Raw genomic sequence first — 26,285 nt, 5'->3', positions numbered from 1 at the left:
CACCTCTTAATCTCGTCAACTTTTACTCGTGTATTTTAATCGTTTTCACTTCAAATGGCGTGACCTTTGTTGATATCGTTTTATCTTTAGTTATGAGGGCACTCGTTTGCTCTTCTAATAAATTTGTTTCATATGCACTAGTTAAAGACTGATTTAAGTTAATCTCAATCGACTCTCTGCCTCCACTAGATTCATAGAGACGAAAAACCACTCCTTCACCATCCTCAGACGGCTTAACCGTATCCAAAACGGCATGCTTAGCGTGAACCTGAACAAAACTTTGCTGCGACGGCAGACTCCCTGTATGGGATGTAGTCAGCACACTTGTCACCGGGTAGTTGAGCTGATAGCCCTGACGTGTTACGTTTGCTTGGATCCATGTACCCTCATGAGGAAGAAGCGAATACGTAAACACATGGTCCCCTTGATCGGCGTTTGGATCCGGCCATGTTGGTGCTCTGAGTAGCGACAGCCTAAGCGTGTTCCCTTTTACGTCATATCCATATTTACAATCATTTAAAAGACTGACCCCATAGGTTCCTTCTGATAAATCAGCAAAGCGATGTCCACACACTTCAAACTGTGCTTTTTCCCAGCTAGTATTGGAATGCGTCGCTCGCTCGATGGCTCCAAAGGGAATTTCAAACGTTGCTTTACTAGCTTGAATATCAACCGGGAAGGCCACCTTCAAAAGCTTATGCGTTTCGTGCCAGCTAACCTTTGTTTCAAAATCAATTCTTTTTGAATGATGATAGAAGATGACGTCCTGCTCAATTTTAGAATGTGAGACCTGCCACGTGAAACGTAATTGGTCTTTTGTCTGTCCTTTTAAGATAACCTCTGATGAGATCAACTGGGGTTTTGCCAATGCTTGCTCTGCAAACTGTGGATCAATATCCCAAGCATCCCAATACGTTGGTTGATCGTGAAACAATTGAAACTGATTGGCGGTTTCTGTTTCTCTAAGCACTTCTCGATTTGCCTTCTTATCAAAAAGTCTAGAGATCTCTCCATGCTCATTCCATTCTACGCTGTAATAATTAGTCTCCCATGTACGATGAAAGTTTGCTTCTTCGTGATTTTCTGACGAAGTAGGCTTTGGTCGTAACCACACAGTACAATACCCCATTTGTGGAATGGCCGGGACATGAATTGTAAGGATTATTTCATCCTCAGCTAAAACTTGAACGTCACTCTTTAACAGCTGATCCTGCTCATTATAAACCACGACGTCCAGTAGGTCAGAGCCTCCCTTTACCGTAACAACCTCGGATCTTTCCCACGACAAACTATTAAAAAGGACCAGTGGGTTACCATTTCCTTCTGTATGAATTTCCTGGGAAAGCGTTTGTATGGCTTCCTGTTTTATCCCTTCACCAAGAGCTAAAAGCTGCTTATACTCTTCCTCCGATATTACATACACCTCTGGAATCGAGGTACCCGGGATAATATCATGGAATTGATTAAATAAGAGCTTTTTCCAGCCCTCTTCTAAATCCGCTTGGACGTTTGCTTGAGTAAAGGCATTTGTAAAGCTTGTCCAGACCTCTGCATCACGATACAGAACCTCCGCTTGACGGTTCCAGCGTTTATTTCTTGCATGGGTCGTATAGGTCCCACGGTGCAGCTCCAAGTATAAGTCCCCTACCCATGATGGAAGATCAGGCTCCGCTTCTGTAATCCGATCAAAAAATTGGTGGGCTGTACTATACGAATTCGTCGGTAATCCAGGTAGGCTTGAGGAGCGTTCAACATATTCAATCATTTCCTTGGTTACGCCTCCGCCACCATCACCATGCCCATACAGCAGCATCTGTTCAGGGTGAACAGCCTTTTGCTTATAGCTGTCCCAATGCTCCTTGATCTCTTTTGGATGGGTATACTCATTGACACCATGATTTAAATACGACAGAACACTCGTCCCATCAATGCCGACCCAATGAAAGAGATCATGCGGGAACGGGTTGGTATCATTCCAGTTCATCTTTGTTGTCATAAAGTAGTCTAAGCCCGCCTTTTTTAACAGCTGTGGCAAAGACGCACAATAACCAAAGGTGTCTGGTAACCACTCAATACGTGGCTGAACATCAAACTCCTCTTTAAAAAACTTCATTCCGTATAGAAGCTGACGAACCAATGATTCTCCAGATGGAATATTTAGATCTGGCTCAACCCACATCCCACCAACAATTTCCCAGCGTCCATCTTGAATATGCTGTTTGACTCGTTTATAGAGCTCTGGATAATGGGTTTTGACATAGTCGTAGGCCTGAGGCTGACTTTGTGCATATTGAAAGCCTTCGTATTGATCAAGCAACGTACTCATGGTAGAAAACGTGCGACTCGTTTTTCTCACTGCCTCTTTCATTGGCCATAACCATGCGAGGTCGATATGCGATTGACCGACCATATGTATGTATCCTCGTTCATTCTGATCTAATTCTGATAATGAGTGAATGAAAGCTGCTTCTTTCTCTTTAACCAGCGTGGCATCCTGAAGCAAATCCTCCTGAGACGTATTTATAATCCAATTCTTTAGCTGTGTAAGCTCCTTCACTATTTTCATTCGTTTCATATCTTCTTCAGGCAACAGGACTGCCGCCTCCAAATAAACCTTCATTGAATAATATAGACTTTCCAATGCCTTATTTGGACGTATGCATTTGCTTTCCAATAAATAAAGCGGGGCAGGAGCAAACTCTGCCGGCTCATTTTGATAATTTAATTGATCAACGACCTGAGCCGCAGGATTAAAGAGCTCGATTTTTATTTGATAGGTACGCTTACCTGATGTAGCGTCAGGTAACGGCACAAAGCTACGGTTACGGTCCACGCCATGATAGGGCACACCATCTACATAAACTAGGCCCTCATGGTTTGTTTTTATCCCATGCTGCCCTACTTTAAATTCAAGTCCAATGCTTTCATTCACAAAGCTCTCAGGAATCGTTAGTTCATTTTCAATAAACATCGTTTCACTAGAGTTAATTAGATGATCGCCAACATGAATAGGAAATGGCTCAGAATCCTTTCTCTCATATGAACCTGGACTTTGATAGAAGGCACGAGTCGCCATCCAGCCTGTTACGTCAACAGAGTCTTTATAAATTAATGCACCCAATTCGTTTAAACATCTTCTAATTCGTTGCATGTATACCACTCCTTCACACATTGTCTTACGTTAGCTTAAATACAAATACATACGGAAGGTCTTTAGTACTTTCTAGCTTAGGACTTTCAATTTCTATACCAAGACTTGATTTGCGAAATGGAACACTCGTATCATTGTGCATCCATTCAATATTGTGGACTTCTTCTTCATATGGGATGGTTATGGTGCTTACAGCTTCGTTTTCTTTTAGTAAATAAAAACAATAAACAGTGTCTACTTTTTTTGTAAATGCAATGTTCTCTTGAAAATAAGGGGCAATTGGCCGCGTTTCATAGATAGCCTCTCCATATTCATTTAACCAGGTGCCGAGCTCTTTCATGCCTTTGATAGCACCTCTAGGTAATCGTCCATCCGGTTGTGGTGCCACATTCAAAGCTAAGTTACCACCCTTTGAAACGACCTCAATCAATAAGTGGACAAGCTCCCGTCCAGACTTATAATCATCCTCAAAGCGGAATGAGAATGCACTTCCCATCGTAATGCAGCTTTCCCACGGTACATGAATGGGCTCCTTTGGAACCATTTGCTCAGGTGTAATAATGTTCTCATAGGGTCCACCCACAGTCCGATCCGCGGAAAGCAGCCATGGTTGCCTTTCCCGAGCTTCCTCTATCAGTTCACCTAAACGAATGTCCTGGTTATTTTTGGTCGACACCCAACCTGCATCCAGCCAAAGCACCTCAATCCTACCGTAGTCAGTCAGTAACTCTCGCATTTGTTCATGAGTAAACTGAACAAACTCTTCCCAAAGCTCAGGGTATTCATCTGGATTATAAGAAGGTCCTCGCCACATCTGTTCACCCTTTTCCATATCCGGGGCCCAATAAGATGGCACATGCCAATCCGCTTTTGAAAAGTAAGCAGAGATTCCGAGTCCTTTTGCTCGGAAGGCATCAAAAAGATGTCTACAAATATCTGCATATCTATGAAAACAGAACGGACTATCTTTGCCCGTCGTTTTATAATCAGTTGTTTTTGTATCCCACATGGCATATCCGTCATGATGCTTGGTCGTAAAGACTAAATACTTAAACCCATTCTCACTCGCTAACTCTGCCCACTGCTCTGGCTGAAAACGAACAGGATTAAAGCTTTTATTTAAATCAACATATTGCTGTTTAAATGTCTTACTATCTGTCTCCCAATCGATATCTTCTCTTGACCAATCCCCATCCTCATCGCTTAATGCCCAAGATTCAACGACTCCAAGCTGTGAATAAGGCCCCCAATGCATCATCAGCCCGAGCTTTTGGTCTTTAAACCATTCCAGCTGTTGCTTCAATATGTCTTCTTTGGGCTCAATATATGTCTCTTCATTACTATAATTGTGGACACCATCCACTACCTCAATTGCTTCGTGATCCTTCGTCATTAGGTCCTCCCTCTTAGAAAAAGAAAAAGCCCGTACGCTACTTAGCTTCAAGTAATATACGAGCTTTTTTCATTCAACTTAACTACTTGCCCAACGATCATACGCTTCTTGATAAATATCAACATATTCCTCAATATTCATGCTTTCAATCGTTTCAACGTATTTATCCCAGTTAGATAATGGCTCTACACCAGTGATGAAACGAGCCTCTAATTGTTCAACGTATGATTGAAGATCAACCTCAATTGTGTTTACGATTTCCTGTTCTTCATTTGTTAAATAAAGAAGTGGAATGGGTACCTCTCCAAAAGCATCTACCTTTTCTGCTGTTTCTGCATCCAGAAATTCATCAAACGGAGATAGTTCGACTCCTTCAACCCGTTGTACAACAGTTGGAGTTGGAATACCGTAAGCTGGCGTTAATGTACCACGATAATCTTCCGAGCTTTCATATTGTGACGGTATCTCCAGCTCAACTCTCTCACCATTTTCGTCAAACTCGAAAAGGTATCCCTCAGGCCCTTGATTCAAGAAATCTGCACCTTCGTCAGAATAGAAGTAATCTACCCAGCGAATAGACGCTTCTGGATGTTCATTATTGTTAGTGATAGAAAAGGTACCTCTTGTAATACCAGGGTTAATAGGTATGAGTGGTTCATCTGTAATTGGACTGGATAATGGATGAAACATTGGATTATTAACCGCTTCTTCTTCCGTTTGTCCTGTTGTAAAGAATGAGAACCAATCAGGGAATAATCCAATTCTATTATCCTGTCCTTTTGCTTTCTTCTGCTCATCTGATTGAGAGAATGTTTCTGGATCCAGTAATCCTTCTTCATATAATTTATTCATGTATGTCAAATACTCTTTATAGTTATCTGTCATAGGAGCATATCTTACTTCACCATCAACCTCTTCAATACCCCACTCTTTCATTCCAAAGGCTGCAATGAATGCTTTACGAGTACTATTCATTTGCACGTCTAGCAAAGGAATCTCATCAGCTTCACCATTGCCATTAGGGTCTTCATCCCTAAATCTAACCAACAAGTCATACAACTCATCTGTTGTTGTAGGAACATCTGCATCTAAGGCATCTAGCCATTCACCGTTATACCACATCGGCACAGCCCAACCCGCATGTGGGTGTTGATTAATTACCGGTAGAGAATAGATATGGCCATCAACTGTTGTTATGGACTTTGCAATTTCAGGATTTTCATCTAACAGTCTTTGGATGTTTGGTGCATACTCTGCAATTAAGTCTTCTAAGGGTATAAGAATCCCTTGTCTACCATAGTCAACCTCCATACCAGGTGTTAAATTACTCGTACCAGCGCCATAAATAATATCAGCGATATCTCCACTAGCAAAAGATAGATTTAAACGAGTCGCAAAATCACTACTAGGAGGCGTGGTGTAATCAAATTGAATGTTTGTCATTTCACTGTACTCTTGTAATGTAGGCATGTCCTTCCACTCAGCTAACCCAGTTCCTGGAGCCATAAGTGATAACGTAATTTCCTCATCTACAATGGGGAAACCCTCTTTATTTACTTCAACATCAGGGTTTGATGTTGTGTCATTACCTGTATCATTAGAACTACACGCAGCTATAACCCCTAAACAACCAACAGCCGTTAAAACCTTTAATGATTTTTTCATCCCTTAACCCCTCTCAATTTTTGATCTACCAATGAAATGAACGTCACGCGCATAACTTGTCATAAAAAATAAATGAATTGCTATCTCCTCATTCAATTTTATCCGTATAAAGCCAGGGTCTAAACAGCAACGTGAGCAACAGTTGTGTGCTTCATTTACATTGGCTTTCACCTCCAGCTAAAGTAAACAATTGCTATCCTTTTAAGGATCCAATCATGACACCTTTTACGAAGTAGCGCTGTAAAAATGGATAAACAATAATGATCGGTAACGTCGAAACAATCATAACACCATACTTAACGATGGCAGATAACTGTTGCCTACTATGCAGGGCTTCAGCCATTTCCCCTGTCATCTCGGCATTATTAGACTGCATCTCATTTAAAACAAGGATTTCTCTTAAAACCATTTGAAGAGGATATAAATTTCTGTCTGAAAGATAAATCAAGGCGTTAAAATATCCGTTCCAGTGTCCTACCCCATAGAAAAGTGCCATTACAGCAATAATCGGAGCAGACAAAGGTAGGATAATCTTCATAAACATCTTAAAGTTAGAGGCTCCATCTATTGTTGCTGCTTCTTCTAAACCTTTTGGTATCGTAGATTGAAAGAAAACCCTAGCAATAATGATATTCCAGACGGCAGCTGCGTTTGGCAAAACCATCGCCCAAATCGTGTCAATCAGGCCCAAGTCTCTAACGACTAAGTATGTAGGAATAAGACCGCCACTAAAGAACATGGTTAACACAAACATACCTGTAAAAAAGCCTCTTCCAAAAAAGTCCCGACGCGATAACGCATACGCTGCTGGAATTGTTACAGCTAAGTTAATGAATGTACCAAGACCCGTATAGAAAATGGTGTTCAGATACCCTCTCCATATCTCACTATTTTGGAAAATCATCTGATAGCCTGCAAATGTGATATCAATCGGATAAAGCCACATTTGACCACTATTAACGGATCTCGGACTACTAATTGAAGCACTTATAATATAAATGAGAGGATAAAGGACAGCCATTAAAGCAACCGTCAAACATGCATAGACAAATACTTTAAACGCGATATCAATTTTCGTTTCTCTTATATTTGTATTCATGGTCTCTCCCCCCTACCAAAGACTTGTCTCACTGGTCTTTCTTGCAATTTGATTCACAATGATTAGTAGTATCGCATTGATCACTGCATTAAATAGTCCGACTGCAGCAGCAAAACTATATTGTGCATCTAATAGACCAGCTTTATAAACAAACGTCGCGATAACATTGGAAGATTCTAGGTTCAATGGGTTTTGGAGTAGCAAGATCTTCTCAAAGCCTAACGCCATAATATTCCCTACGTTCATAATCAAAAGAATAATCATTGTAGGAAAGATAAAAGGGATATTAATATGCCATATTCGCTGTAATCGGTTGGCCCCTTCTACAACAGCGGCTTCATGATGTTGGGGATCAACACCAGATAGAGCAGCCAAGTAGATAATCGTTCCCCATCCTGTACTTTGCCATACACCTGAGAGCACGTAGACCGTTTTAAACCAGGCAGGATCAGTCATAAAGGCAATGGGTTCAAACCCTAGAAACTGAATTCCGTGGTTTATGACCCCTGTAACTGGTGATAGAAAAGCAATAACCATTCCGGCAATAACAACAACTGAAATGAAGTGTGGTGCATATGTTACCGTTTGCACGGACCTTTTAAAGAAATTGTCCTTCACTTCATTAAGTAAAAGTGCCAAGATAATCGGTAATGGGAAACCAACAATTAGTTCATATACACTGATGCCTAACGTGTTACGAATCAGATCCCAGAAATAATATGATTCAAAAAAACGTGTAAAATGTTTAAATCCAACCCAGTCGCTCCCTGATATTCCTGCAACCGGTGTAAAGTCCTTAAAGGCAATTTGTAAGCCATAGAGTGGCATATAATGAAAGATAAAGAAATATAGAAATGCTGGCAAAATAAATATGTAAAGCTGCCAATTCTGCAAGATTTTTCGGTTTTTCTTTGGTTTAACTTTCATTACACTAGTCTTTTGAACCGGCATGTTTTTCGTATTAAGCCCCATCAATTTCCTCCTCCTTTTAAGTTGTACTCATCGTACATTTGAGGGGGAATTGTATCAATATGTAACATTCTCATAAAAGTTATAAAAATCTGAATTTTCACTTGAAATCGCTTTCATTATTTCGGATAGAACCTTTACAATATGTCATATTCTTTTCAATGTGTACATCTTTACATGCAGCATTAACAATCGCTTTACATTGCAGGTTACAAAGCGATTTGCCTTGGGTAATCTATAGTAAAACGAGGATGGAATTGTCACATATATCTTTAGCAGATTTGCGATGTTTTTTGGAGGAGAAATTAAAAAAATCTGTACCGCTAATAACAGCGGTACAGATTTATAGGGTGTTTGGAGCATCGACTTTTCTAACGGAATGGGGCACGCTTTCCGGGGGCGGGCGCTGAACTAATCCTGGCTAATGCCAGTCTTAATTCAGCCTTGCCCTTTCCTCGAGGCCAATGAAAAACGATCTTTATAAGACAGCAAACGTTCTTTAATTATTCAAGTCAGAACCCTAGCGGAAGGAGAACCCGTAGACTCCTGCGGAACAGAACGTGTCTGAAGAAATCGAAGTGGTGGTTTTCCGCTTCGATGGCTGAGGCCGTTCCCGCGGGAAGCGAAGGGTTCTCCTGTAGCGGCGCCATTCCGCTCATTCTTATATTACTTTTTCAGTGGCCTCCCTTTCCTTCTCCAGGAGTTGGCTTTATTCCGTCCTTAAGCGGATGGTTTATTATTAATGATCCACCGCATGCTGACTACTTGCGGCTGTTTTCTTATCTTCTATTTGAATACATGCTCGATACGCAAACCATACCATCGGGGTTGCGATGATTGACGAGCCGGCAAAGACAAACAGTACCGGAACCACGCTAAACAAAAAGTACATTAGCACAAAACTAACGAGGATGGCTAAGGTCTCCATCGGCCTTGCTATGGCTATATAGAAGGATTGTTTAAAATAAGTGAAAAAAGGTAACTCATATCTCACAAAAACGGGAAAAAGATATATAGCTGTTATCAAGCTAAGAAATCCAATGATAAGAATGATCGCATGGATAAAAAATGATTGAATAAATTGCTCGGAAATTTGAAGATCTACATAAAGAAAAAGGGCAGTAAACATCACAATAAACCCTAATCCATTGGATTTTTTGAATTCAGATTTATAAACAGCATAGAAGTTTTTAAAGATGGGTACGTCAAAATCCTCGTTATACCATTTATGAATGACTGCACATAATGCCGTGGTCGCTGGAGCAATGCCAAAAATAACGAGTCCAACCAGTGTAAATCCTGTCCACAACAAATGTAGATACATTACTTTCGCTAACCAGTTGCTCACCTCGTAAAGCGCTTTAATTACATTCATAGAGCGTCTCCTCTTTTTACTTACCATTCTCTCCTTGGAGAACGAATAAGGTGGTAGATCTTCCTCTACTTTAATCTTATCGAAAACCTACCGTTTGCTCAATATGTATTCAATGCATTCATAGTAGCAAATGATCATAGCTTTTCCATTGATAAATAAGGACATCAAGATCCTCACCCATTATACTCATCTGCTCTTCTTGATATAGCTTTGCACCTAGCGACTCATAGAAAAACTTCGATTTGTTTTCCGCTAGCACTTCCACATAAACAGTCTGACAGCCTAATTCATGAAGACGATTAAATATCTGTGCCGTTAGTTCTTTTCCAAAGCCCTTACCTTGATGCTCTTCAAGGACATAAATCGCCATCAAGTCACCAGCGTGAGGTTCTTTGGCTGACTCTCGTTTTGACCCACAGGCAAAACCTACAATTTCCTGGTTCTCATCTTCTGCTACAAATAATATTTGCTGCGGGGTTCCTATACCATTCTCCCACTGCTCTTGTCGTTGCTCATACGAAAGATTATCTAATAAGGAATCTGGCATGAGACCCTTATATGTCGTTCTCCAGCAATCTACATGAACCTTTGCAATACCTGCCGCATCTTGTTTTACTGCATTTCGTATCATGATCTTACTCCCCTCTTTCTTACGGTCTTATCTACTAGTTTAATACAGCTACTTCTGTATGAGAATGATTTTCTCATTATTTTACAGAAGGTATTCAACAACACCATCGAGAATACACATTAATGTAAGCGTTTACAATCATATTGATTGGAGGACTTATGATGAAGAGGTATAAGAAAAGCTTGTTGATTTCTTCTATTTTTGCTGTTTGTTCAATCGCGATTGCTTGCTCAAGTCAGGAAGCTACTCAGTCAAATGATGTTCAAATTACGTGGCTTGTGCGGAGTGACCCAAACTTAATTGAGTGGGAGCACCGAGTCATCGATGAATTTGAGAAGGAAAACCCTGGAATTAGCGTACGACTTCAAACCATTCCACAGGGGGAAATTGATCAAAAGCTACAAACAATGATTGCTGGTGGAAATGTACCTGACGTTTGGTCACCGAACTGGGCAGATTCAGGATTTGGTACCTATTACGCACTTGGAGCTCTTAAAGACCTAACACCCTACCTTGAACAAGACCCTGATGTAACAGATGGTATTGATGAAACCTTGCTCGATATTTATGAAAACGAGGAAGGTGTATTTGGCTTGCCCGCTTTAGCTATGGGTTCAGCTCTTTATTATAATAAAGACTTATTTGATGAAGCAGGAATTGAGTATCCTCCTACTGATTGGGAAGATGAGAGCTGGGATTGGGAGGCTATGATTGAAACGGCACAAGCCATCACAAATAATGATTTACCGCCTACGCAACGAATATATGGTCTGTTGAATGAAAACTCCCCGAACAGAGACGTATGGTACTTTGGAGGAGATTTGTTCTCAGATGAAACGTACGAAACAGGGGTTATGGAGGAGCCAGAGGTTACGTCTAATCCTCGTAATAGAGAGGCTATTCAAAGTCGATTTGACCTCATTAATAAATACGAGGTAATGCCTCCTCAAAGTGAAATTGCTGCTCTCTCCCAATTAAGTGACCCATTTTTAAGCGGACGTATTGGTATGGTCATGAAGGGTGGCTGGGGCACACGTCAATACTCAGGTACCGATATGAACTGGGGCATTGCTGCCTACCCCTATTCCAATGACGAACGAGAAATTCCTATTTACGTGGACCCATGGTCGATAAGTGACCAAAGTCGTCATCCAGATGAAGCGTGGGAATTCTTAAAGTTCCTCATGGACCCTGATAAAGCAGCAAAATGGCTTGTTGAAATGACATTAGAAAGTCCAGCACATAGTGGTTTAAAAGAATTATGGTACGAATTAATTTCAGAAAGAACCGGCTTATCTGTTGCTGACTTACAAAAGGCTGACGAAAGCATTGAAAAGTATGGTAGACCAGTGGATAATCACCTGATTAGTAACTTTGCTCCGATTCTAAAACATCAGAATATGACCATTAATGCAGTATATGACCGACGCAAAAGCGTGGATGACGCCTTAGAAGAGCTTCAGAGAAATCTTGAAACGCTCACTTACTAATCTGCATCTCAAGGAGGAAATGATTATGTCCGTTGAAATTAAAAAGGAAATCCCCCCTCTTAATAAAGAACCGATTCAAAAAGCATCTCCAAGTACTCGGCGCGAGGAACGTTATTTTTGGCTATTCATCTCTCCATGGGTTGTTGGTTTCACGTTATTTATTGGTGGACCGATGCTCGCTTCCCTTTATTTTAGCTTCACTGACTACTCCATTTTGAGTGCGATTAACTTTGTCGGTATTCAAAATTTCATGAATCTTTTCCAAGACCCTATCTTTTATCGCTCCCTCTTCGTTACATTTGCCTATGCGGCACTTGCTGTTCCTTTTACTATGATTTTGGGACTTTCCCTCGCTCTGCTATTAAATGCAAATATTAAAGGGCAAGCCTTTTTTAGAACCTTCTTCTATGCCCCCTCAATCATATCCGGTGTATCCGTAGCCTTCTTATGGATGTGGATCCTAAATCCGCAATTTGGCATTGTGAACTCTTTCTTATATAACACTTTTGGTATAACTGGGCCTGGATGGTTTACAGATCCCCTCACCGTTATTCCATCCTTTGCCTTGATGCAACTAACAGCCGTTGGTGGAACCATGATCATCTTTCTCGCTAGCTTACAACAGCTCCCAAAGGAACTATATGAATCAGCTGCCATCGATGGCGCAAACATGTGGGCTCGCTTTCGCAAGATTACAGTGCCACTCATTTCTCCCGTTATCTTGTTTAATGGCATTATTGCCCTAATAAGCTCTTTTCAGATATTTACTCAGGCCTATGTCATTACTGATGGAGGACCCGATTGGATGTCCTACTTCTATGTGTATTATTTGTTCGAAACGGCCTTTTTCCAGAACCGAATCGGCTATGCATCCGCACAGGCCTGGATTTTATTCCTTATAATTTTTGTCCTAACCTTTCTTTCATTGTATGTTTCTAGAAAATCTGTCCACTACGAGTATGACAAATAAGGAGGCGATAAGGTATGAAGCTTTCATTTAGAAAAACTAGTTATGCCCCTGGTGAATTATCTAGCATAGGTAAGCTCATTACGTATTGCATATTAGGAGTTGGCTTATCCATCTTTTTATTTCCTGTTCTATGGATGGTCTTCACTTCACTTAAATCACTTGAACAAATTGTCTCCGAGCCACTTTCATTACTTCCAGCCTCGTGGAATTGGTCAAACTACGGTCAGGTCTTTGAAAATCACCCGTTCGCCACCTATTTATGGAATACAACCTGGTATACCATTGTCACAGTCATTGGAACTGTCTTTTTCTCAGCTGTCATTGCTTTTGGCTTTGCCAGATTCCGAGCACGAGGAAGAACTGTGCTATTTGCAGTAATTCTAAGCACTATGATGCTCCCTCCTCAAGTCATTATGATCCCTCAATATCTATTGTTTAACACGATTGGCTGGATTGATTCTTATCTACCACTTACTGTCCCAGTCCTTGCTGGTAGTGCATTTTTAATCTTTCTTTTACGACAATTCTATCTGGGGCTTCCTAAGGAATTGGATGAAGCTGTCATGATTGATGGCGGGGGGTATTTTACAATATTCTTTCGTATTATCCTGCCACTCTCCACTCCAGCGATGGCAACCGCGGCTATCATGGAATTCATGTTTAGATGGAATGACCTCATTGGTCCACTGATTTATCTTAATACGCAAGAGCTATACCCACTCTCTCTAGGTTTAGCTAACTTTACAGCCGCCTATGCTGCTACACCGTGGGAGCTATTAATGGCAGCCTCTGTCATGGCTGTTGTCCCACCTCTCATCCTGTTCTTTTTTGCACAAAAATATTTTATTCAGGGCATTGTGATCTCTGGTGCGAAAGGGTAGGTAGTGGGCGGCTCAGGATTAGCTCTTGGTCCGTCGCTCCAAAATAGGTGGCACACTTTCCGCGAGAAAGTCCCGTTTTTTTCAATAAGCCTGTTCTTCGAGGTCACTGAAAAAGTCACGTAAGAATGAGTGGAATGGGGCCGCTACAGGAGAACCCTACGCTTTCCGCGGGAACGGCCTCAGACCTCGAAGCGGAAAACCACCACTTCGATGTCTTCAGACTCGTTCTGTTCCGCAGGAGTCTACGGGTTCTCCTTCCGCTAAAAATGTTTAATTTTCGCAGTCTTATAAAGATCGTTTTTCAGTGATCTCCTGTTCTTCCCGCAGGTGGTGTTGGCCCTCCTATTTTGTCCGCTTGTTTTAGGGTAGGCATCGGTATGTCTATTTACACAATTAAACGGGCTGGACCCAAGGCGAACCACCTTACCAAGAAGAACTGAGGTTTCAGTAAGAACAACATGCTCTATACCAAGACCCAACCCTTTTCTCCAAGAAGAACAGTGGCTCTAGCAAGATCAACATGCCCTTTACCAAGATCCAACCCTCTTCTCCAAGAAGAACAGTGGCTTCTGCAAGAAGCATGTGCCCCTTACCAAGACGCAACCCTCTTCTCCAAGAAGAACAGCGGCTTCTGCAAGAAACATGTGCTCCTTACGAAGACACAACCCTCTTCTCCAAGAAGAGCTGAGGCCGTTGCAAGAAGGATCCCATTTTACCAAGATCCAAAATCCAACTAGCCCAAACAAAAAAGAAAGGGACCCTCTTCAATCAGGGTCCCTCCTTTTGCTATGCTTCTTTCACACTAAATTCAGCTTCTGTACATCCTCTGATATCATCAACACTGTATCCTCCTAATGTCTCAACGAGCACCATGCCTTTTTCGGTAAAATCAAATACGGCTCGGTCTGTGATCAGTCGATTGACTACTCCTAGGCCGGTGAGGGGGAGGCTGCACGATTTGCGGATTTTGGTTTCTCCCTTTTTGTTTACGTGATCCATGATGACAACGACTTTGTTGGCGCCTTGTACAAGATCCATTGCGCCACCCATGCCTTTGACCATCTTTCCTGGAATCATCCAGTTTGCTAGATCTCCTTTTTCCGAGACTTCCATGCCGCCTAAGATAGCAAGGTCTATATGTCCGCCCCGAATCATCGCAAATGATTCGGCGTTATCAAAAAAGGAAGCTCCTGAGAGTGCGGTCACCGTCTCTTTTCCGGCGTTTATTAAGTCAGGATCTTCCTCACCGTCAACTGGGTAGGGGCCGATACCAAGTAAACCATTCTCTGACTGAAGAAAAATATCCTTATCTTCTGGAATTTCATTTGCAATTAAGGTGGGCATGCCAATTCCTAAATTAACATTCATCCCATCCTGAATCTCTTGTGCGGCACGTTTGACAATCGCTTGACGTGATGACATTATTGATCACTCCCTGCGTTCGTTTGTTTTTCTCTGACCGTTCTGCGTTCAATTCTTTTCTCATAGTTAGATCCCTCGAACAAGTGCTGAACATAAATACTTGGAGTATGAATAAAATCTGGATCTAACTCGCCCACTCCAACGATTTCTTCTACCTCAGCAATGGTAATCTTACCAGCCGCCGCTGCAAGTGGATTAAAGTTCCGAGCTGTTTTTCGATAAATTAAATTGCCATAAGGATCAGCCTTCCATGCTTTAACTAAAGCCACGTCACCTTGAATGGCTCTTTCCAATAGATAGGTTTTGCCATCAAACTCTTTTGTTTCTTTGCCCTTGGCGATTTCAGTCCCAACTCCCGTCGGTGTGTAAAAGCCAGGGATTCCAGCTCCCCCTGCTCGAATGCGCTCGGCAAGTGTGCCTTGTGGAACAAGCTCTACCTCCAGCTCACCATTCAAATATTGTTGTTCAAACAGCTTGTTTTCTCCTACATAAGAGGCCATTATTTTTGTAATCTGTTTGTTGGCTAGTAAAAGGCCTAAGCCCCAGTCATCCACTCCGCAGTTATTGCTGACAATGGTCAGGTCTTTTGTACCTTTTTCGGCTAAAGCTACAATCGCCTTCTCGGGAATTCCACATAAACCAAAGCCACCAACAATAATGGTTGCTCCGTCTTGAATGTGATCAATCACCTGTTCAATGTTTGACACTTGTTTTTTACTCAATTGATGTCATCCTCCTTATTTTTTATAAAAATACTAATCCAATCGCAATCGGAATAAACGACCAAAACAATAAAATGACGCAAAAGCCCATAATATCTCTAACCTTTAAGCCCGCAATCGCAAGGATGGGCAAAGCCCAAAATGGCTGAATCATATTGGTCCATGCATCACCCCAGGCAACAGCCATCGCAATCCGTGCTGGGTCAGCTCCAAGCTCAAGAGCTGCAGGAATCATGATTGGCCCTTGAACAGCCCACTGTCCGCCCCCAGATGGGATAAACATGTTAATTAATCCTGCACTGATAAAGGTCAATAAAGGCAGGGTTTCTTCCGTTGAGATTTGAACAAACCATAAAGCGATGCGATCAGAGAGCCCAGAGGCCACCATCATGCCCATGATACCAGCATAGAATGGAAACTGTATGATGATACCTCCTGCATTTTTAACAGCTTCGGTTACAGATTGAAGTAGCTTTCTTGGCGTACGATGAAACAGGATGGCTAAAAACAAAAACGTAAAATTAACAATATTTATGTTCAAGTCTAAACCGTTTTGACTAAAGTAATAAACAACATATCCCATTCCTGTTAGACCAATCAGCAGTGATAAAATTTTGCTATTCTCAAGTTTTTCAGCAGGTGTGATAGCGACTGTTGCAGCCTCTTCCTTTTTACTACCCAAATCAAGAAATGCAGGATCTATCTGCTGGCTTTGGTCAGTAGCCTTCAATGATAACGCATTTATGATCGGCAGGCTAACAAATAAAGCAGCGACAATAAACAGATTATAGGGAGTAAATAAAGTTTCTGTAATAGGAATGACCCCAAGACTGTCTACCAAAAAATGATCGGAGGTGGCAATGGTTAACGGAATCGATGCCGATAATCCACCATGCCAGACAAGAAATCCACTATAGGCAGAAGCAATTAATAGTCTGTAATCAACAGTCGGAACTTGGCGTGCAACATGACGTGCAAACAAAGCGCCGATAACCAATCCAAAGCCATAGTTAATTAAACATGCCGTGAGCGCCACGATGGTGACGAGCACTATAGCTTGAACAGGCGTGTGTGCAAATAATGATAGTCGACGTAATAGCAGAGTAACTGCTGGTGCACTTGCAAGCATGTAACCCGTAATGACTATGAGTGACATTTGCATCGTAAAGGCAAGCAAATCCCAAAAGCCATCTCCCCAATGAGTAACCATCTCAACAGGGGAACTATCCGTCATGATCACTCCAAGAACATACACCAGCACGGTTAAGATTAAGGCGAAAATAAAGGCATCAGGTAAATAACGTTGAACAATGCGATCAAAAAACCGAATGACGGGTACAAACATCCTTTATTCTTCCTTTCTACTCTAATAATCTGTTACATACCTAGCGAGAATAGGATAATAGCAAGTACAACCCCGAGTAACGGAACTACAACGGTTACTGCACTAAATGATGCATAGGCTGCCTTGTGCGTCTCGCCACAAATTGCTCGTATGGTTGTAACGACATATCCACCATGTGGCAATGTATCTAGAGCACCAGAGGAAATCGCAACCACCCTGTGCAGCGCGTCAGGGTCAACACCTGCATCTAAGTAATGAGGAGCAATTAATGGCAAGGCAATTTGCTGTCCTCCAGACGAGGAACCAGTTAATCCTGCGATGACACCTACTGCAACAGCTGCTCCGACTAGAGGACTTCCCGGGAAATGAGTAACGGCATCCACTGCCGCTGTAAAGGCGACTGTATTTTGCGCTACTGCACCAAAGCCAACTACAGCCGCTGTATTCGTGATGGCAAGAAGTGCACCCATCGTTCCACCTGAAGCAGATTCCCAGACATTATCAAGAAATTTTCGATTAAGTGCCCAAGCCGCAACAATTCCACTGGTTAAAGCAATAATGAGTGCAGACGTCCCTAACGAATCGTGAAAAATAAATGAAATGACAAGAACTACTAACAAAGGAATGGCCGCTAGCCCTGGATTGGGGAGTTCTTTTTCTTCTACTACTGGATCTCCTTCTCGTGCATCAAATTGCTCACCTTTAGCTACTGCACGATAGATAATCTTCTTTAACCACCAATAACCAAATACCATCATAAATAAAGCAACTATTGCACTAACCTCCCAAGCTGAATACGCACTTGTTCCTAGGAAGGGGATAGGAATCCAGTTTTGAATTTCCGGTGAGCCAGCGGATGTCATCGTAAAGGTCACCGAGCCAAATGCTAGAGTGGCCGGAATAAACCGCCTTGGTAAGTTTGCCTGTTTAAATAAGCTAAGGGCCAAAGGAAACACAGAGAAACCAACAATAAATAAACTAACGCCCCCGTACGTCAAGATTGCACAAGCCGCAACTACAGCCATGATGGCATATTTGGTTCCAAGCTTATCAACAACAAACTTGGATACGCTGTCAGCAGCACGAGCGTCACCCATCACTTTTCCAAAAATAGATCCAAGTAAAAACATAATAAACCAATTAGCAACAAACCCTGAAAAGCCCTGCATGTAGCTACCGAGCATATTAGGATCACCCTCGGCAACTAACTGTGGAAATAAAGGTATGCCACTAAAAACAGCAAGGAACAAGGTTGAAAGTGGTGCCGCAATAAGTAGATTCATACCACGCATCGTTAAGACGATTAACATCGTTAGTCCACCTATTAAGCCAATCATGCTAAAGATCATATCCATCCCTCTTCTCAAATAGTCTACCAATAAAGTAAAGCGCTTACAATTATTGAGCAGTATACCCTCCATCAATAACAATCGCTTGACCTGTTACTCCCTTAGCCTGATCACTTGCAATAAACATCGCATAGTCAGCCACTTCCTGAACGGCTAGCAGCCTCTTTTGAGGAACAAGTGGGTATATCACTTCTTCTAAAGCTTTATCTAAAGTAACTCCACGATTATTCGCTAGGTCTTGAAGCTGATTACGCACTAGTGGTGTGTCCACATAACCAGGACAGAGGGCGTTTACTGTGATACCATGTGGAGCTGCCTCTAATGCAGCAACCTTTGTTAAACCAATCACCCCATGCTTTGAGCTGTTATAAGCAGCTTTCCCCGCAAAGCCAACTAAGCCATTAATGGATGACATATTTATAATCCTTCCAGCGCCTTGCTTTTTCATAATCGGAAAGGCATGCTTTGTCGCCATAAAAGGTGCCACCAGCATCACCTTCGTAATGAGTTCAAACTTTTCAGTTGAAAAGTCCTCCATCGCAGCGACATGCTGTAATCCCGCATTATTTATGAGAACATCCAATCTTCCATAATGCCTAACCGTTTCATCTAGTGCGGCTGTTAATTCACTCTCTTGTGTCACATCACACTTTACTCCAACACAATCATAGCCTGATTTTTTTAGTGCATCGGTCGATTCCTTCACCTTCTCTTCGTTTACATCTGAAAAGACTACCTTTGCTCCCCCCTTTAAAAAAGCTCTACCAATTTCATAACCAATCCCACTCGCTGCACCTGTAATAAACACAACCTTATCTGCTACCAATGTAAAACCTCCTCCTTTTTCATAAACAGTGTTCATTATTCTCCTTGCAAGAAGTGTGCCAACTTTTTAAGACTAACTTATCAACCAAAAAAAATATCACCTTTCCGGATACGTGGAAAGATGATGATTATAACTTATTGAAAACGCTTTCAGTATCAGTTATTCTGATTTCTTGGAATTTTTTCCGGGTATCCGGAAGATTTAAAGCTGATATTTATGAATTTTCTCGTATAGGCTGGACTTCCCTATTTGTAGAAGTTCGGCAGCTTTTTGCTTATCGCCACTTGTGTTAGATAACGCTTGTACAATTGTTTTTTTCTCAAAGTCAGCCATAAGCTGTTTCAGGTTACCTACTTTATCAAGATTTTTGTTTTCACGTTTGAGCCGATCCGGAATATCCTCCATTTGAATACATTCAGAATTAGTTAAATACACGGCTGATTCGATGACATTTTCCAGCTCTCGTGCGTTCCCTGGCCACTCATACGTTTGGAAGCAACTAAATACTTCTTTATTAAAATCGTCAATTCGTTTTCCTGTTCTCTGGGTGATGGTATGCAGCATATATTTAGCAAGTACTGGTATATCCTCTGGTCTGTCTCTCAATGCGGGTATTTGCAGCTGAACCACATTGATTCGATAAAATAAGTCTTCACGAAAGGTTTGTTTTTTCAAGAGTTCTTCCAGAGGTTGATTCGTCGCCGCAATAATTCTCACGTCCACTTTATCCAAATGAGTCGATCCAACTGATTCAATTTCTCCTTCTTGTAAGGCACGTAGAATTTTCACTTGTGCGCTTAGTGGCATGTCCCCTATCTCATCCAGAAATAAAGTCCCCCCATCTGCCAATTGAAACTTGCCAGGCTTACCACCTTTTTTTGCACCCGTAAAAGCCCCCTCCTGATACCCAAATAGCTCGGATTCTAATAGGTGCTCGGGAATCGCCGCACAGTTCACTTTGACAAAAGGTTTTGTATTTCTCTCACTTAAATGATGGATACTATGAGCTATTAACTCCTTTCCCGTTCCACTTTCCCCTCTAATTAATACCGAGACATCTCCCGTTGCAATTCTCTTTACTTTTTCCTTTAGCTCACTCATTTTTTCGGAGCTACCGACAATATCATGTAAAGAATAAGTCGCCTCAAATTGGCCTCTTTTTTGCTTACGAAACTGTTCAAGCTCAAGTAAAAGATCCTTGATATGGCTATTCATGCTCATCCATTCTTGGGTATCACGGAACAAAACCGTGCCAACCGCTCCCACAATTTCACCATTTGCTCGTACCGGGATGCGGTTAGCAATCATGTGATTTCCCCGAATATATTGAAGATCAGCAATTTCTTCGATACCCGTCTCAGCCACAATATGCATTCTGGAGTTCTCAATCACATCTGTCACATGCTGACCGATAACAGAATCCTTATCGACATTAAGAAATTGACAATAACTATTATTCATATATGTTACAAATCCATGCCTATCAACCACTACAAAACAGTGATACGCATCTTCAAATACCGTTTTAAATATTTCATCCTTATAGTCATTATCCTGTGGAAACATGTGACTCACCTCCAAAATTGCTTTAAAACCGCTTTATTTCAATTCTGACTCCATAAACCTATCATATAACATTGGTTTCCAAACAGTATCCGCCCATTGAATAAATTCTTCTTGCGCTTTACTCAAGCTGTCTGTTTCAAATAAAAAGACCCCTAGATGCTCCATCTTATATCCTCGGTCATTAAGCATATTATAACTGTCACTGTCTCCGTTATCTAGATAGACTCTCCAACTGCTATTCGATTGTAATATGGCTTTCCCTAATGTGAAGTAATCACCGTCTTCACTAGTATACGCTAAGTCCCAAGTGAAATGATTATGCTCATGTACGTATTCAACAAAGGCTTTATACTGTACCTTGTTTACAAATTGTACAGCCCAGCTAGTTAATTTTGACATCAGCTTATACTTAACACTACTAGGGATTAAGCTCGCCTCAACTTGTAATCGGGTCCTGTTCGTATCTTCTGATAACTGATATCTAGTGTAGGACAGTCCTTCTTTTGTCTCTATTTTTAGAGTCACTTGATGAGGCGGATTAAATTCAATGATTTCCACATCTAATGTGAGCTCTTTTTTTCCAATCTTTTGCACAGCCTGATAGGTTGAACCTTGTCGAAGGTCATCTTCTGAGTCAGTTGGATAAATATTTTTTAAAACGAATTCATTCCATTGCAACACATGTTCATCCTTGTTTAAGCACATAAAAACAAGCTCAATGGGTGCATCAATAACCTCGTCAAAGGTAAATATCTTTATCTCGTTCATGTTCTTTTCCTCTTCCTTAAACCAATTTATTTAATTTGATAAAGTCCATGCTTTTGTGTAATTAGTTTCTTCGGCTGCCGCTCCCGAAAATGGGGGCACTTACCTGAGGCAAGGTAATGAGCTAACTCGACTCTGTCAATTTATCTCATTGAACCTTTATATCGAGTCCACCTAAAAATAGTTTTTTATTAAAATAAATCTCATTTCATATCAAAAATCTTTGATTTCCTTAATATTTTGTCTAATCAGGAACATGAGCGGAAGGAGAAAACGTAGACTCCTACGGAACAGAACGCGGCAGACCGACATTGAAGTGGCGCCCTTCCACTTCAAGGGCTGTGGCCGTTCCCGTGGAAAGCGAAGTTATCTCCTGTAGCGGTGCATGAGCTCATTTCTAGGTGACTTTTTCAGTGACGCCCTTTTCTTCCCGCAGTTGAAATCAGTATTTACACAATAATAAGGGCTTTATCATTTATCTCTATCTATTTACTTATCGGCCATTGCTCTGGCAAATTTCCTCATTTACCTAGTTTTATTTTTTTGTTATTCTGTCCATGAGCTTGAATATAAAAGGAGTTTTACACCTTGATTAAATACATTCGTTATAGATAACAATGGCATAGTCCTACGTAAACCTTTATTTTTTTCTCTATTCTTAAAGGTTTATTTAGCTATGCCTCATTTTTGATTGTTATCTATCATAAATGAATGAGGTGTCTCCTTTGAAAAAAAGAATAAAACGTGCTCAGCTTGCTCAAAAACACATTGATTTATTCCAGTGTCCAATATGTAACGAGAGCATGAAACTCCATGAGTTCAAAAGCTTACTCTGCTTAAATAAGCATACCTTTGATTTTGCTAAACAGGGATATGTCCATCTCACAACTCGCGCGAATGATCGTCTTTATACTCGAAAATTATTCGAGGCAAGAAGAAAGATGATTCTGTCTAGCGCCATATATGATCCACTGCACCAAGTTCTTTCTGAAGCTATAGAATCTATTAGTCTGAAGAATGTGCTAGATGCAGGCAGTGGCGAGGGCTCACATCTTCACCGATTAATAGAAAGTCGTCAACAATCCTTTGAATTATCTGTAGGGTTGGATCTTTCTAAAGAGGGGATCAAGCTTGCAGCTACTCATGATGAGAACAAGCTTTGGGTTGTTGGAGATTTGGCCAATTTGCCATTTACAAAGCAGTCATTTGATTGCATTCTATCTATTTTATCTCCATCAAACTATCAAGAATTTAAAAGAATTCTAACACCAAATGGGATTGTTATAAAAGTTGTGCCAGGTCGTTATTATCTTCAAGAATTACGTCAGCATTTTAATGACCAGCCGACGAGCTATTCAAATTCTGAAACAACGAGTTTATTTAATGAGAATTTCAATCTTATTAATAAGCATAAGTTGTCCTATCAGGTTTCTTTACTGGAAGACCAAATGAAATCATTACTTGAGATGACTCCCCTTTTATGGAAAGCCTCTAAGTCGGAAAAAGAAGATTTTATAATGAAGTCACAAAACAGAATAACCATCGACTTAGATCTATTGATTGGTATAGCAAGAGATTAGTCGTTAAAAGCGGGGGCTTTCATTTTTCACTAAAAAATAGACAGGCTGAGACATAACATAAAATCTTCATTTTAAACACGAACATTGCAACAAATCCGCTCCAGGAGAATCCCTCGCTTTCCGTGGGAACGGCCTCAGCCCTCGAAACGGAAAACCACCACTTCGATGTCTTCAGACTCGTTCTTTTCCACAGGAGTCTCGGGTTCTCCTTACGCTCGTTAAAATAAAATATGAAAGACGAATGACTTAGAATCATTCGTCTTTTCATTATGTTTAATTACTTTTGTCCCTGCCCCTCTATTATTGTATGTATAGACGCCATACGGTTTGGAACCGTAGGGCGGCGCCATCCAGCTCATTTTTCCATGACTTTTTCAATGTTGTCCGAGCTTCTTTTCATTGAACTCATATTTGTACTCTTTCATAACCTGCTTGATCTGTAGAATAGACAGCATGATGCAAGTCCTCATTAATAAAATGCAACGCTGTGCTGTCGTTCACTCCCTACCCAGCTTTCATCTGCCCGGTCTTAATTAAGTTTTGATAGGTTGGTTTTCTTTTCTCTTCTCCATCATAATGAGGACAAATACTCCCTTCCAATAAACCCAATCCATCTATTTTGTATAGTGGACCATTTAGGGGATCGGTTAATCCTTCTTCAAACCAGCAATTTGCCCCGGCACTGATGCCAGCCATTATTATGCCCTTATAATAGGCATCTTTCAAAATAATGTCGAGACCCCATTCCTTCCAGAGTACAAGCATATTTCTAGTACTGCCTCCACCCACGTAGATAATGTCCTGAGCCAAGACAAATTCTTCTAACCGATCAAAATTCGGCTCAAATAATGAGAGGTGGGTTGGGTTACAGCTTTTTTCTTTGAAAGCATGATAGAATCTTGCAATGTAATGATCTTGATCCCCACTTGCCGTTGGTAAGAAGCAAATGGCTGGTCTCTCAATGCTTGCTTGATTAAGTATGTACTCATCAATAAGTGGATTATCTGGTTCCATCGAGAATCCTCCCCCACCTAACGCAATAATTTGTCTCATAATTATCTCCTTCAGATTGTCTTCTACTTATCTAATTGCTTGTTATCTAGAAGTCTGTCCTTTACCATAAACATACTACATATTTGCTAGAAGGAGTGGGAACATGTCAGAAAAAAACGATAAGAAACAAGAAATCTTAGATGCCTTTTATTTTCGGCACGCCACAAAAGAATTTGATATCAGTAAGAAGATAAATGAGGAGGATTTTGAATTTATTCTTGAGACCGCAAGACTATCACCGAGTTCTATTGGGTACGAGCCTTGGAGGTTTATCATTATCCAAAATCCGGAGTTACGAGAGAAGTTAAAGGATGTTGCATCTGGCGCCGCACGCCAATTAGACACGGCTAGCCATTTTGTGCTTATACTCGCTCATACTGAGGCTCGCTATGATTCTGAGTATGCGACATATATTAATAAGCATATAAAAGGACTTCCCGAAGAAACGATAGAGGAGCTCGCCCCCCGTTATAAAGCCTTTCAACAAGATAACCAAAATCTTTTTGAATCAGAGCGTTCACTATTCGACTGGGCCAGCAAACAGACCTATATTGCATTGGGTAATATGATGAGTACTGCTGCACAAATCGGGATTGATTCATGTCCAATTGAAGGCTTTCATGCAGAGAAAGTTAACGAACTACTAAAAAACGAGGACATAATAGCAGAAGGAAGCTGGAAAGTTTCTGTTATGGTTGCCTTTGGATATAGAACAGCAGAACCAGCTAGAGAAAAGACAAGGCAGCGGTTATCAGATATAGTTCACTGGGAGAATTAAGAAAAAGCGCGGAGAGTGCAGCATACCTCTCCGCTCTTTTTCTATTATTTTATTTCTCCATTTGTTTACATGCCCTTGAACCTAACCGCTTAATACAATGTCTTTGTAGACTCTGGAGAATACGGTGTAGCATGCTCCAGTTCGCCGTTTTTAAGCTTCGTAGCCCATTCCGGATCCGCTAGGAGTGCCCGACCCACTGCAACTAAATCAAACTCATCTTGCTGTAGCTTCGTAACGAGCTTTTCAATATTTTCAGCTACTGATGTTTCATTGGCTGCTCCGTTTTCATCTCTAAATGCATGATCTAAGCCTAATGAGCCCACTGTAATTGTTGGCTTGCCTGTTATTTTTTTCGTCCAACCTGCCAAGTTAAGTGAATCTGACTCCTCAGCAAATTCAGGCTCCCAGAACCGTCTAGTTGAAGCGTGGAATACATCAACACCTGCTTCTGATATTGGAAGGAGTAGCTGAGTCAGCTCTTCAGAATTATAGGCTAATTTGGCTCCATAATCACCTAGCTTCCATTGGGAATAGCGGAAAACAATTAGAAATTCTGGGCCCACTGCTTCTCTGCATGCCTTTACCACTTCTTGTGCGAAGGTGGTCCGTCCTACTAAATCTCCACCGTACTGATCCGTTCGTTTATTGGTCTTCTCCCACAGAAATTGATCAATTAAATACCCATGTGCTCCATGAAGCTCAATTCCATCGAATCCAACCCTTTTAGCATCTGCTGCTGCTTGAGCATAAGCAGCAATCAGTTGTTTAATTTCCTCTTCAGTTAATGGCTCTGTCACTTTAGTACCACTTAGGTCCAACCCTGAAGGACTAACAGGAAGTGATTTTTCATTAGGTGCGTCCCCAATTTTCCGGGCGCCACCTACATGCCAAATCTGAGGAATAATCATGCCACCTGCCTCGTGTACTTGCTCTACAACTTGTTTCCAGCCTGAAAGTGCGTCCTCTCCATAAAAACGAGGTATATCCGGATGACTAACAGCGGATGGATGATTAATCGCTGTTCCTTCTGTAATAATTAATCCCACTCCATTTTCTGCTCTTCTTCGATAATAGGCGGCTACATTCTTATCAGGCACACCACTTGGGGAAAAAGCTCTTGTCATCGGAGCCAAGGCAATTCGACTGGGAATAATCAAATTACCTAGTTTCATTGGCTGAAATAATTCATCACGTATATGTTCGATCGTCAATGTTCTTTCCTCCTACTAGTCGTTTTATCTTTATTTTTATCCAG

At 41.2% G+C, this 26,285-nt stretch carries 21 protein-coding genes; 5 read left to right on the top strand and 16 right to left on the bottom strand.

Annotation, left to right across the window (positions count from 1 at the left end; genetic code table 11):
- Positions 1 to 22: 22 nt before the first annotated feature.
- The 7 genes from FN960_RS14080 to FN960_RS14050 all read right to left on the bottom strand — a co-directional run bounded on the left by FN960_RS14080 (position 23) and on the right by FN960_RS14050 (position 10,283).
- A complete protein-coding gene (locus FN960_RS14080; RefSeq protein WP_143849364.1) occupies positions 23 to 3,151 on the bottom strand; it encodes an alpha-mannosidase in 3,129 nt (1,042 codons plus the stop codon).
- Between the two features lie 25 nt (positions 3,152 to 3,176).
- Positions 3,177 to 4,544: an alpha-L-fucosidase gene (locus tag FN960_RS14075; RefSeq protein ID WP_143849363.1), complete on the bottom strand. Its 1,368-nt coding sequence runs from the start codon at positions 4,542 to 4,544 to the stop codon at positions 3,177 to 3,179.
- 78 nt (positions 4,545 to 4,622) lie between these two features.
- Positions 4,623 to 6,209 carry an extracellular solute-binding protein gene (locus FN960_RS14070; RefSeq protein ID WP_143849362.1) on the bottom strand — a complete coding sequence of 529 codons (1,587 nt, stop codon included), beginning with the start codon at positions 6,207 to 6,209 and terminating at the stop codon, positions 4,623 to 4,625.
- Positions 6,210 to 6,402: 193 nt separating this feature from the next.
- Entirely contained in the window at positions 6,403 to 7,308 is a 906-nt protein-coding gene (locus FN960_RS14065; protein ID WP_143849361.1) for a carbohydrate ABC transporter permease, read from the bottom strand.
- A gap of 12 nt (positions 7,309 to 7,320) precedes the next feature.
- On the bottom strand, positions 7,321 to 8,280 hold the full coding sequence (locus FN960_RS14060; protein ID WP_143849360.1) for an ABC transporter permease: 960 nt from the start codon (positions 8,278 to 8,280) through the stop codon (positions 7,321 to 7,323).
- Positions 8,281 to 9,016: 736 nt separating this feature from the next.
- Positions 9,017 to 9,652: a YesL family protein gene (locus tag FN960_RS14055; protein WP_185971042.1), complete on the bottom strand. Its 636-nt coding sequence runs from the start codon at positions 9,650 to 9,652 to the stop codon at positions 9,017 to 9,019.
- Between the two features lie 118 nt (positions 9,653 to 9,770).
- Positions 9,771 to 10,283 (bottom strand): GNAT family N-acetyltransferase, encoded by a 513-nt coding sequence (locus FN960_RS14050; protein ID WP_260682012.1) that lies wholly within the window; start codon positions 10,281 to 10,283, stop codon positions 9,771 to 9,773.
- A gap of 158 nt (positions 10,284 to 10,441) precedes the next feature.
- Here FN960_RS14050 and FN960_RS14045 point away from each other — a divergent pair, with 158 nt between their 5' ends.
- Genes FN960_RS14045 through FN960_RS14035 form a run of 3 tightly spaced genes read left to right on the top strand, consistent with a single transcriptional unit; the run spans position 10,442 to position 13,624 of the window.
- Positions 10,442 to 11,773, top strand: coding sequence for an ABC transporter substrate-binding protein (locus tag FN960_RS14045; protein WP_143849357.1), 1,332 nt, complete (start codon positions 10,442 to 10,444; stop codon positions 11,771 to 11,773).
- 25 nt (positions 11,774 to 11,798) lie between these two features.
- The gene (locus FN960_RS14040; protein WP_143849356.1) at positions 11,799 to 12,743 is read left to right on the top strand and encodes a carbohydrate ABC transporter permease; all 945 of its coding nucleotides are present in this window, start codon (positions 11,799 to 11,801) and stop codon (positions 12,741 to 12,743) included.
- Between the two features lie 14 nt (positions 12,744 to 12,757).
- Positions 12,758 to 13,624, top strand: a complete 867-nt coding sequence (locus tag FN960_RS14035; protein WP_143849355.1) for a carbohydrate ABC transporter permease — start codon at positions 12,758 to 12,760, stop codon at positions 13,622 to 13,624.
- A gap of 786 nt (positions 13,625 to 14,410) precedes the next feature.
- Here the strand turns inward: FN960_RS14035 and FN960_RS14030 are convergent.
- The 7 genes from FN960_RS14030 to FN960_RS14000 form a co-directional block, all read right to left on the bottom strand.
- On the bottom strand, positions 14,411 to 15,046 hold the full coding sequence (locus tag FN960_RS14030) for a 3-oxoacid CoA-transferase subunit B (protein WP_438799886.1): 636 nt from the start codon (positions 15,044 to 15,046) through the stop codon (positions 14,411 to 14,413).
- A complete protein-coding gene (locus tag FN960_RS14025) occupies positions 15,046 to 15,768 on the bottom strand; it encodes a CoA transferase subunit A (protein ID WP_143849353.1) in 723 nt (240 codons plus the stop codon). The genes FN960_RS14030 and FN960_RS14025 overlap by 1 nt, the downstream gene beginning before the upstream one ends.
- Positions 15,769 to 15,790: 22 nt before the next feature.
- Positions 15,791 to 17,113 carry a short-chain fatty acid transporter gene (locus FN960_RS14020; protein WP_143849352.1) on the bottom strand — a complete coding sequence of 441 codons (1,323 nt, stop codon included), beginning with the start codon at positions 17,111 to 17,113 and terminating at the stop codon, positions 15,791 to 15,793.
- A 32-nt stretch (positions 17,114 to 17,145) separates the two neighbouring features.
- The gene (locus tag FN960_RS14015; protein ID WP_143849410.1) at positions 17,146 to 18,459 is read right to left on the bottom strand and encodes a GntP family permease; all 1,314 of its coding nucleotides are present in this window, start codon (positions 18,457 to 18,459) and stop codon (positions 17,146 to 17,148) included.
- A gap of 52 nt (positions 18,460 to 18,511) precedes the next feature.
- Positions 18,512 to 19,288, bottom strand: a complete 777-nt coding sequence (locus tag FN960_RS14010; protein ID WP_143849351.1) for a 3-hydroxybutyrate dehydrogenase — start codon at positions 19,286 to 19,288, stop codon at positions 18,512 to 18,514.
- 201 nt (positions 19,289 to 19,489) lie between these two features.
- Positions 19,490 to 20,854 (bottom strand): sigma-54 interaction domain-containing protein, encoded by a 1,365-nt coding sequence (locus FN960_RS14005; protein ID WP_143849350.1) that lies wholly within the window; start codon positions 20,852 to 20,854, stop codon positions 19,490 to 19,492.
- A 33-nt stretch (positions 20,855 to 20,887) separates the two neighbouring features.
- A complete protein-coding gene (locus FN960_RS14000; RefSeq protein ID WP_143849349.1) occupies positions 20,888 to 21,622 on the bottom strand; it encodes an SRPBCC domain-containing protein in 735 nt (244 codons plus the stop codon).
- Positions 21,623 to 22,344: 722 nt separating this feature from the next.
- Here FN960_RS14000 and FN960_RS13995 point away from each other — a divergent pair.
- Positions 22,345 to 23,199 (top strand): methyltransferase domain-containing protein, encoded by an 855-nt coding sequence (locus tag FN960_RS13995; protein WP_185971041.1) that lies wholly within the window; start codon positions 22,345 to 22,347, stop codon positions 23,197 to 23,199.
- 504 nt (positions 23,200 to 23,703) lie between these two features.
- Here FN960_RS13995 and FN960_RS13990 read toward each other — a convergent pair.
- Positions 23,704 to 24,252 (bottom strand): Type 1 glutamine amidotransferase-like domain-containing protein, encoded by a 549-nt coding sequence (locus FN960_RS13990; protein WP_143849347.1) that lies wholly within the window; start codon positions 24,250 to 24,252, stop codon positions 23,704 to 23,706.
- 103 nt (positions 24,253 to 24,355) lie between these two features.
- On the opposite strand from FN960_RS13990, the gene FN960_RS13985 reads away from it, so the two are divergent.
- Entirely contained in the window at positions 24,356 to 25,030 is a 675-nt protein-coding gene (locus FN960_RS13985) for an NAD(P)H-dependent oxidoreductase (protein ID WP_143849346.1), read from the top strand.
- A gap of 89 nt (positions 25,031 to 25,119) precedes the next feature.
- Here FN960_RS13985 and FN960_RS13980 read toward each other — a convergent pair whose 3' ends face one another.
- The gene (locus FN960_RS13980) at positions 25,120 to 26,202 is read right to left on the bottom strand and encodes an NADH:flavin oxidoreductase (protein ID WP_143849409.1); all 1,083 of its coding nucleotides are present in this window, start codon (positions 26,200 to 26,202) and stop codon (positions 25,120 to 25,122) included.
- Positions 26,203 to 26,285 lie beyond the last annotated feature (83 nt).

Origin of the sequence: Alkalicoccobacillus porphyridii, from assembly GCF_007293315.1 — a bacterium.
Lineage (GTDB): Bacteria > Bacillota > Bacilli > Bacillales > Bacillaceae_D > Alkalicoccobacillus > Alkalicoccobacillus porphyridii.
This window is presented reverse-complemented; position numbering and strand designations above follow the sequence as displayed.

Bases quoted from the DNA above. Each gene is read 5' to 3' on its own strand.
- FN960_RS14080 (WP_143849364.1), bottom strand. From the start codon at position 3,151: ATGCAACGAATTAGAAGATGTTTAAACGAATTGGGTGCATTAATTTAT.
- FN960_RS14075 (WP_143849363.1), bottom strand. From the start codon at position 4,544: ATGACGAAGGATCACGAAGCAATTGAGGTAGTGGATGGTGTCCACAAT.
- FN960_RS14070 (WP_143849362.1), bottom strand. From the start codon at position 6,209: ATGAAAAAATCATTAAAGGTTTTAACGGCTGTTGGTTGTTTAGGGGTT.
- FN960_RS14065 (WP_143849361.1), bottom strand. From the start codon at position 7,308: ATGAATACAAATATAAGAGAAACGAAAATTGATATCGCGTTTAAAGTA.
- FN960_RS14060 (WP_143849360.1), bottom strand. From the start codon at position 8,280: ATGGGGCTTAATACGAAAAACATGCCGGTTCAAAAGACTAGTGTAATG.
- FN960_RS14055 (WP_185971042.1), bottom strand. From the start codon at position 9,652: ATGAATGTAATTAAAGCGCTTTACGAGGTGAGCAACTGGTTAGCGAAA.
- FN960_RS14050 (WP_260682012.1), bottom strand. From the start codon at position 10,283: ATGATACGAAATGCAGTAAAACAAGATGCGGCAGGTATTGCAAAGGTT.
- FN960_RS14045 (WP_143849357.1), top strand. From the start codon at position 10,442: ATGATGAAGAGGTATAAGAAAAGCTTGTTGATTTCTTCTATTTTTGCT.
- FN960_RS14040 (WP_143849356.1), top strand. From the start codon at position 11,799: ATGTCCGTTGAAATTAAAAAGGAAATCCCCCCTCTTAATAAAGAACCG.
- FN960_RS14035 (WP_143849355.1), top strand. From the start codon at position 12,758: ATGAAGCTTTCATTTAGAAAAACTAGTTATGCCCCTGGTGAATTATCT.
- FN960_RS14030 (WP_438799886.1), bottom strand. From the start codon at position 15,046: ATGTCATCACGTCAAGCGATTGTCAAACGTGCCGCACAAGAGATTCAG.
- FN960_RS14020 (WP_143849352.1), bottom strand. From the start codon at position 17,113: ATGTTTGTACCCGTCATTCGGTTTTTTGATCGCATTGTTCAACGTTAT.
- FN960_RS14005 (WP_143849350.1), bottom strand. From the start codon at position 20,854: ATGTTTCCACAGGATAATGACTATAAGGATGAAATATTTAAAACGGTA.
- FN960_RS14000 (WP_143849349.1), bottom strand. From the start codon at position 21,622: ATGAACGAGATAAAGATATTTACCTTTGACGAGGTTATTGATGCACCC.
- FN960_RS13990 (WP_143849347.1), bottom strand. From the start codon at position 24,252: ATGAGACAAATTATTGCGTTAGGTGGGGGAGGATTCTCGATGGAACCA.
- FN960_RS13985 (WP_143849346.1), top strand. From the start codon at position 24,356: ATGTCAGAAAAAAACGATAAGAAACAAGAAATCTTAGATGCCTTTTAT.
- FN960_RS13980 (WP_143849409.1), bottom strand. From the start codon at position 26,202: ATGAAACTAGGTAATTTGATTATTCCCAGTCGAATTGCCTTGGCTCCG.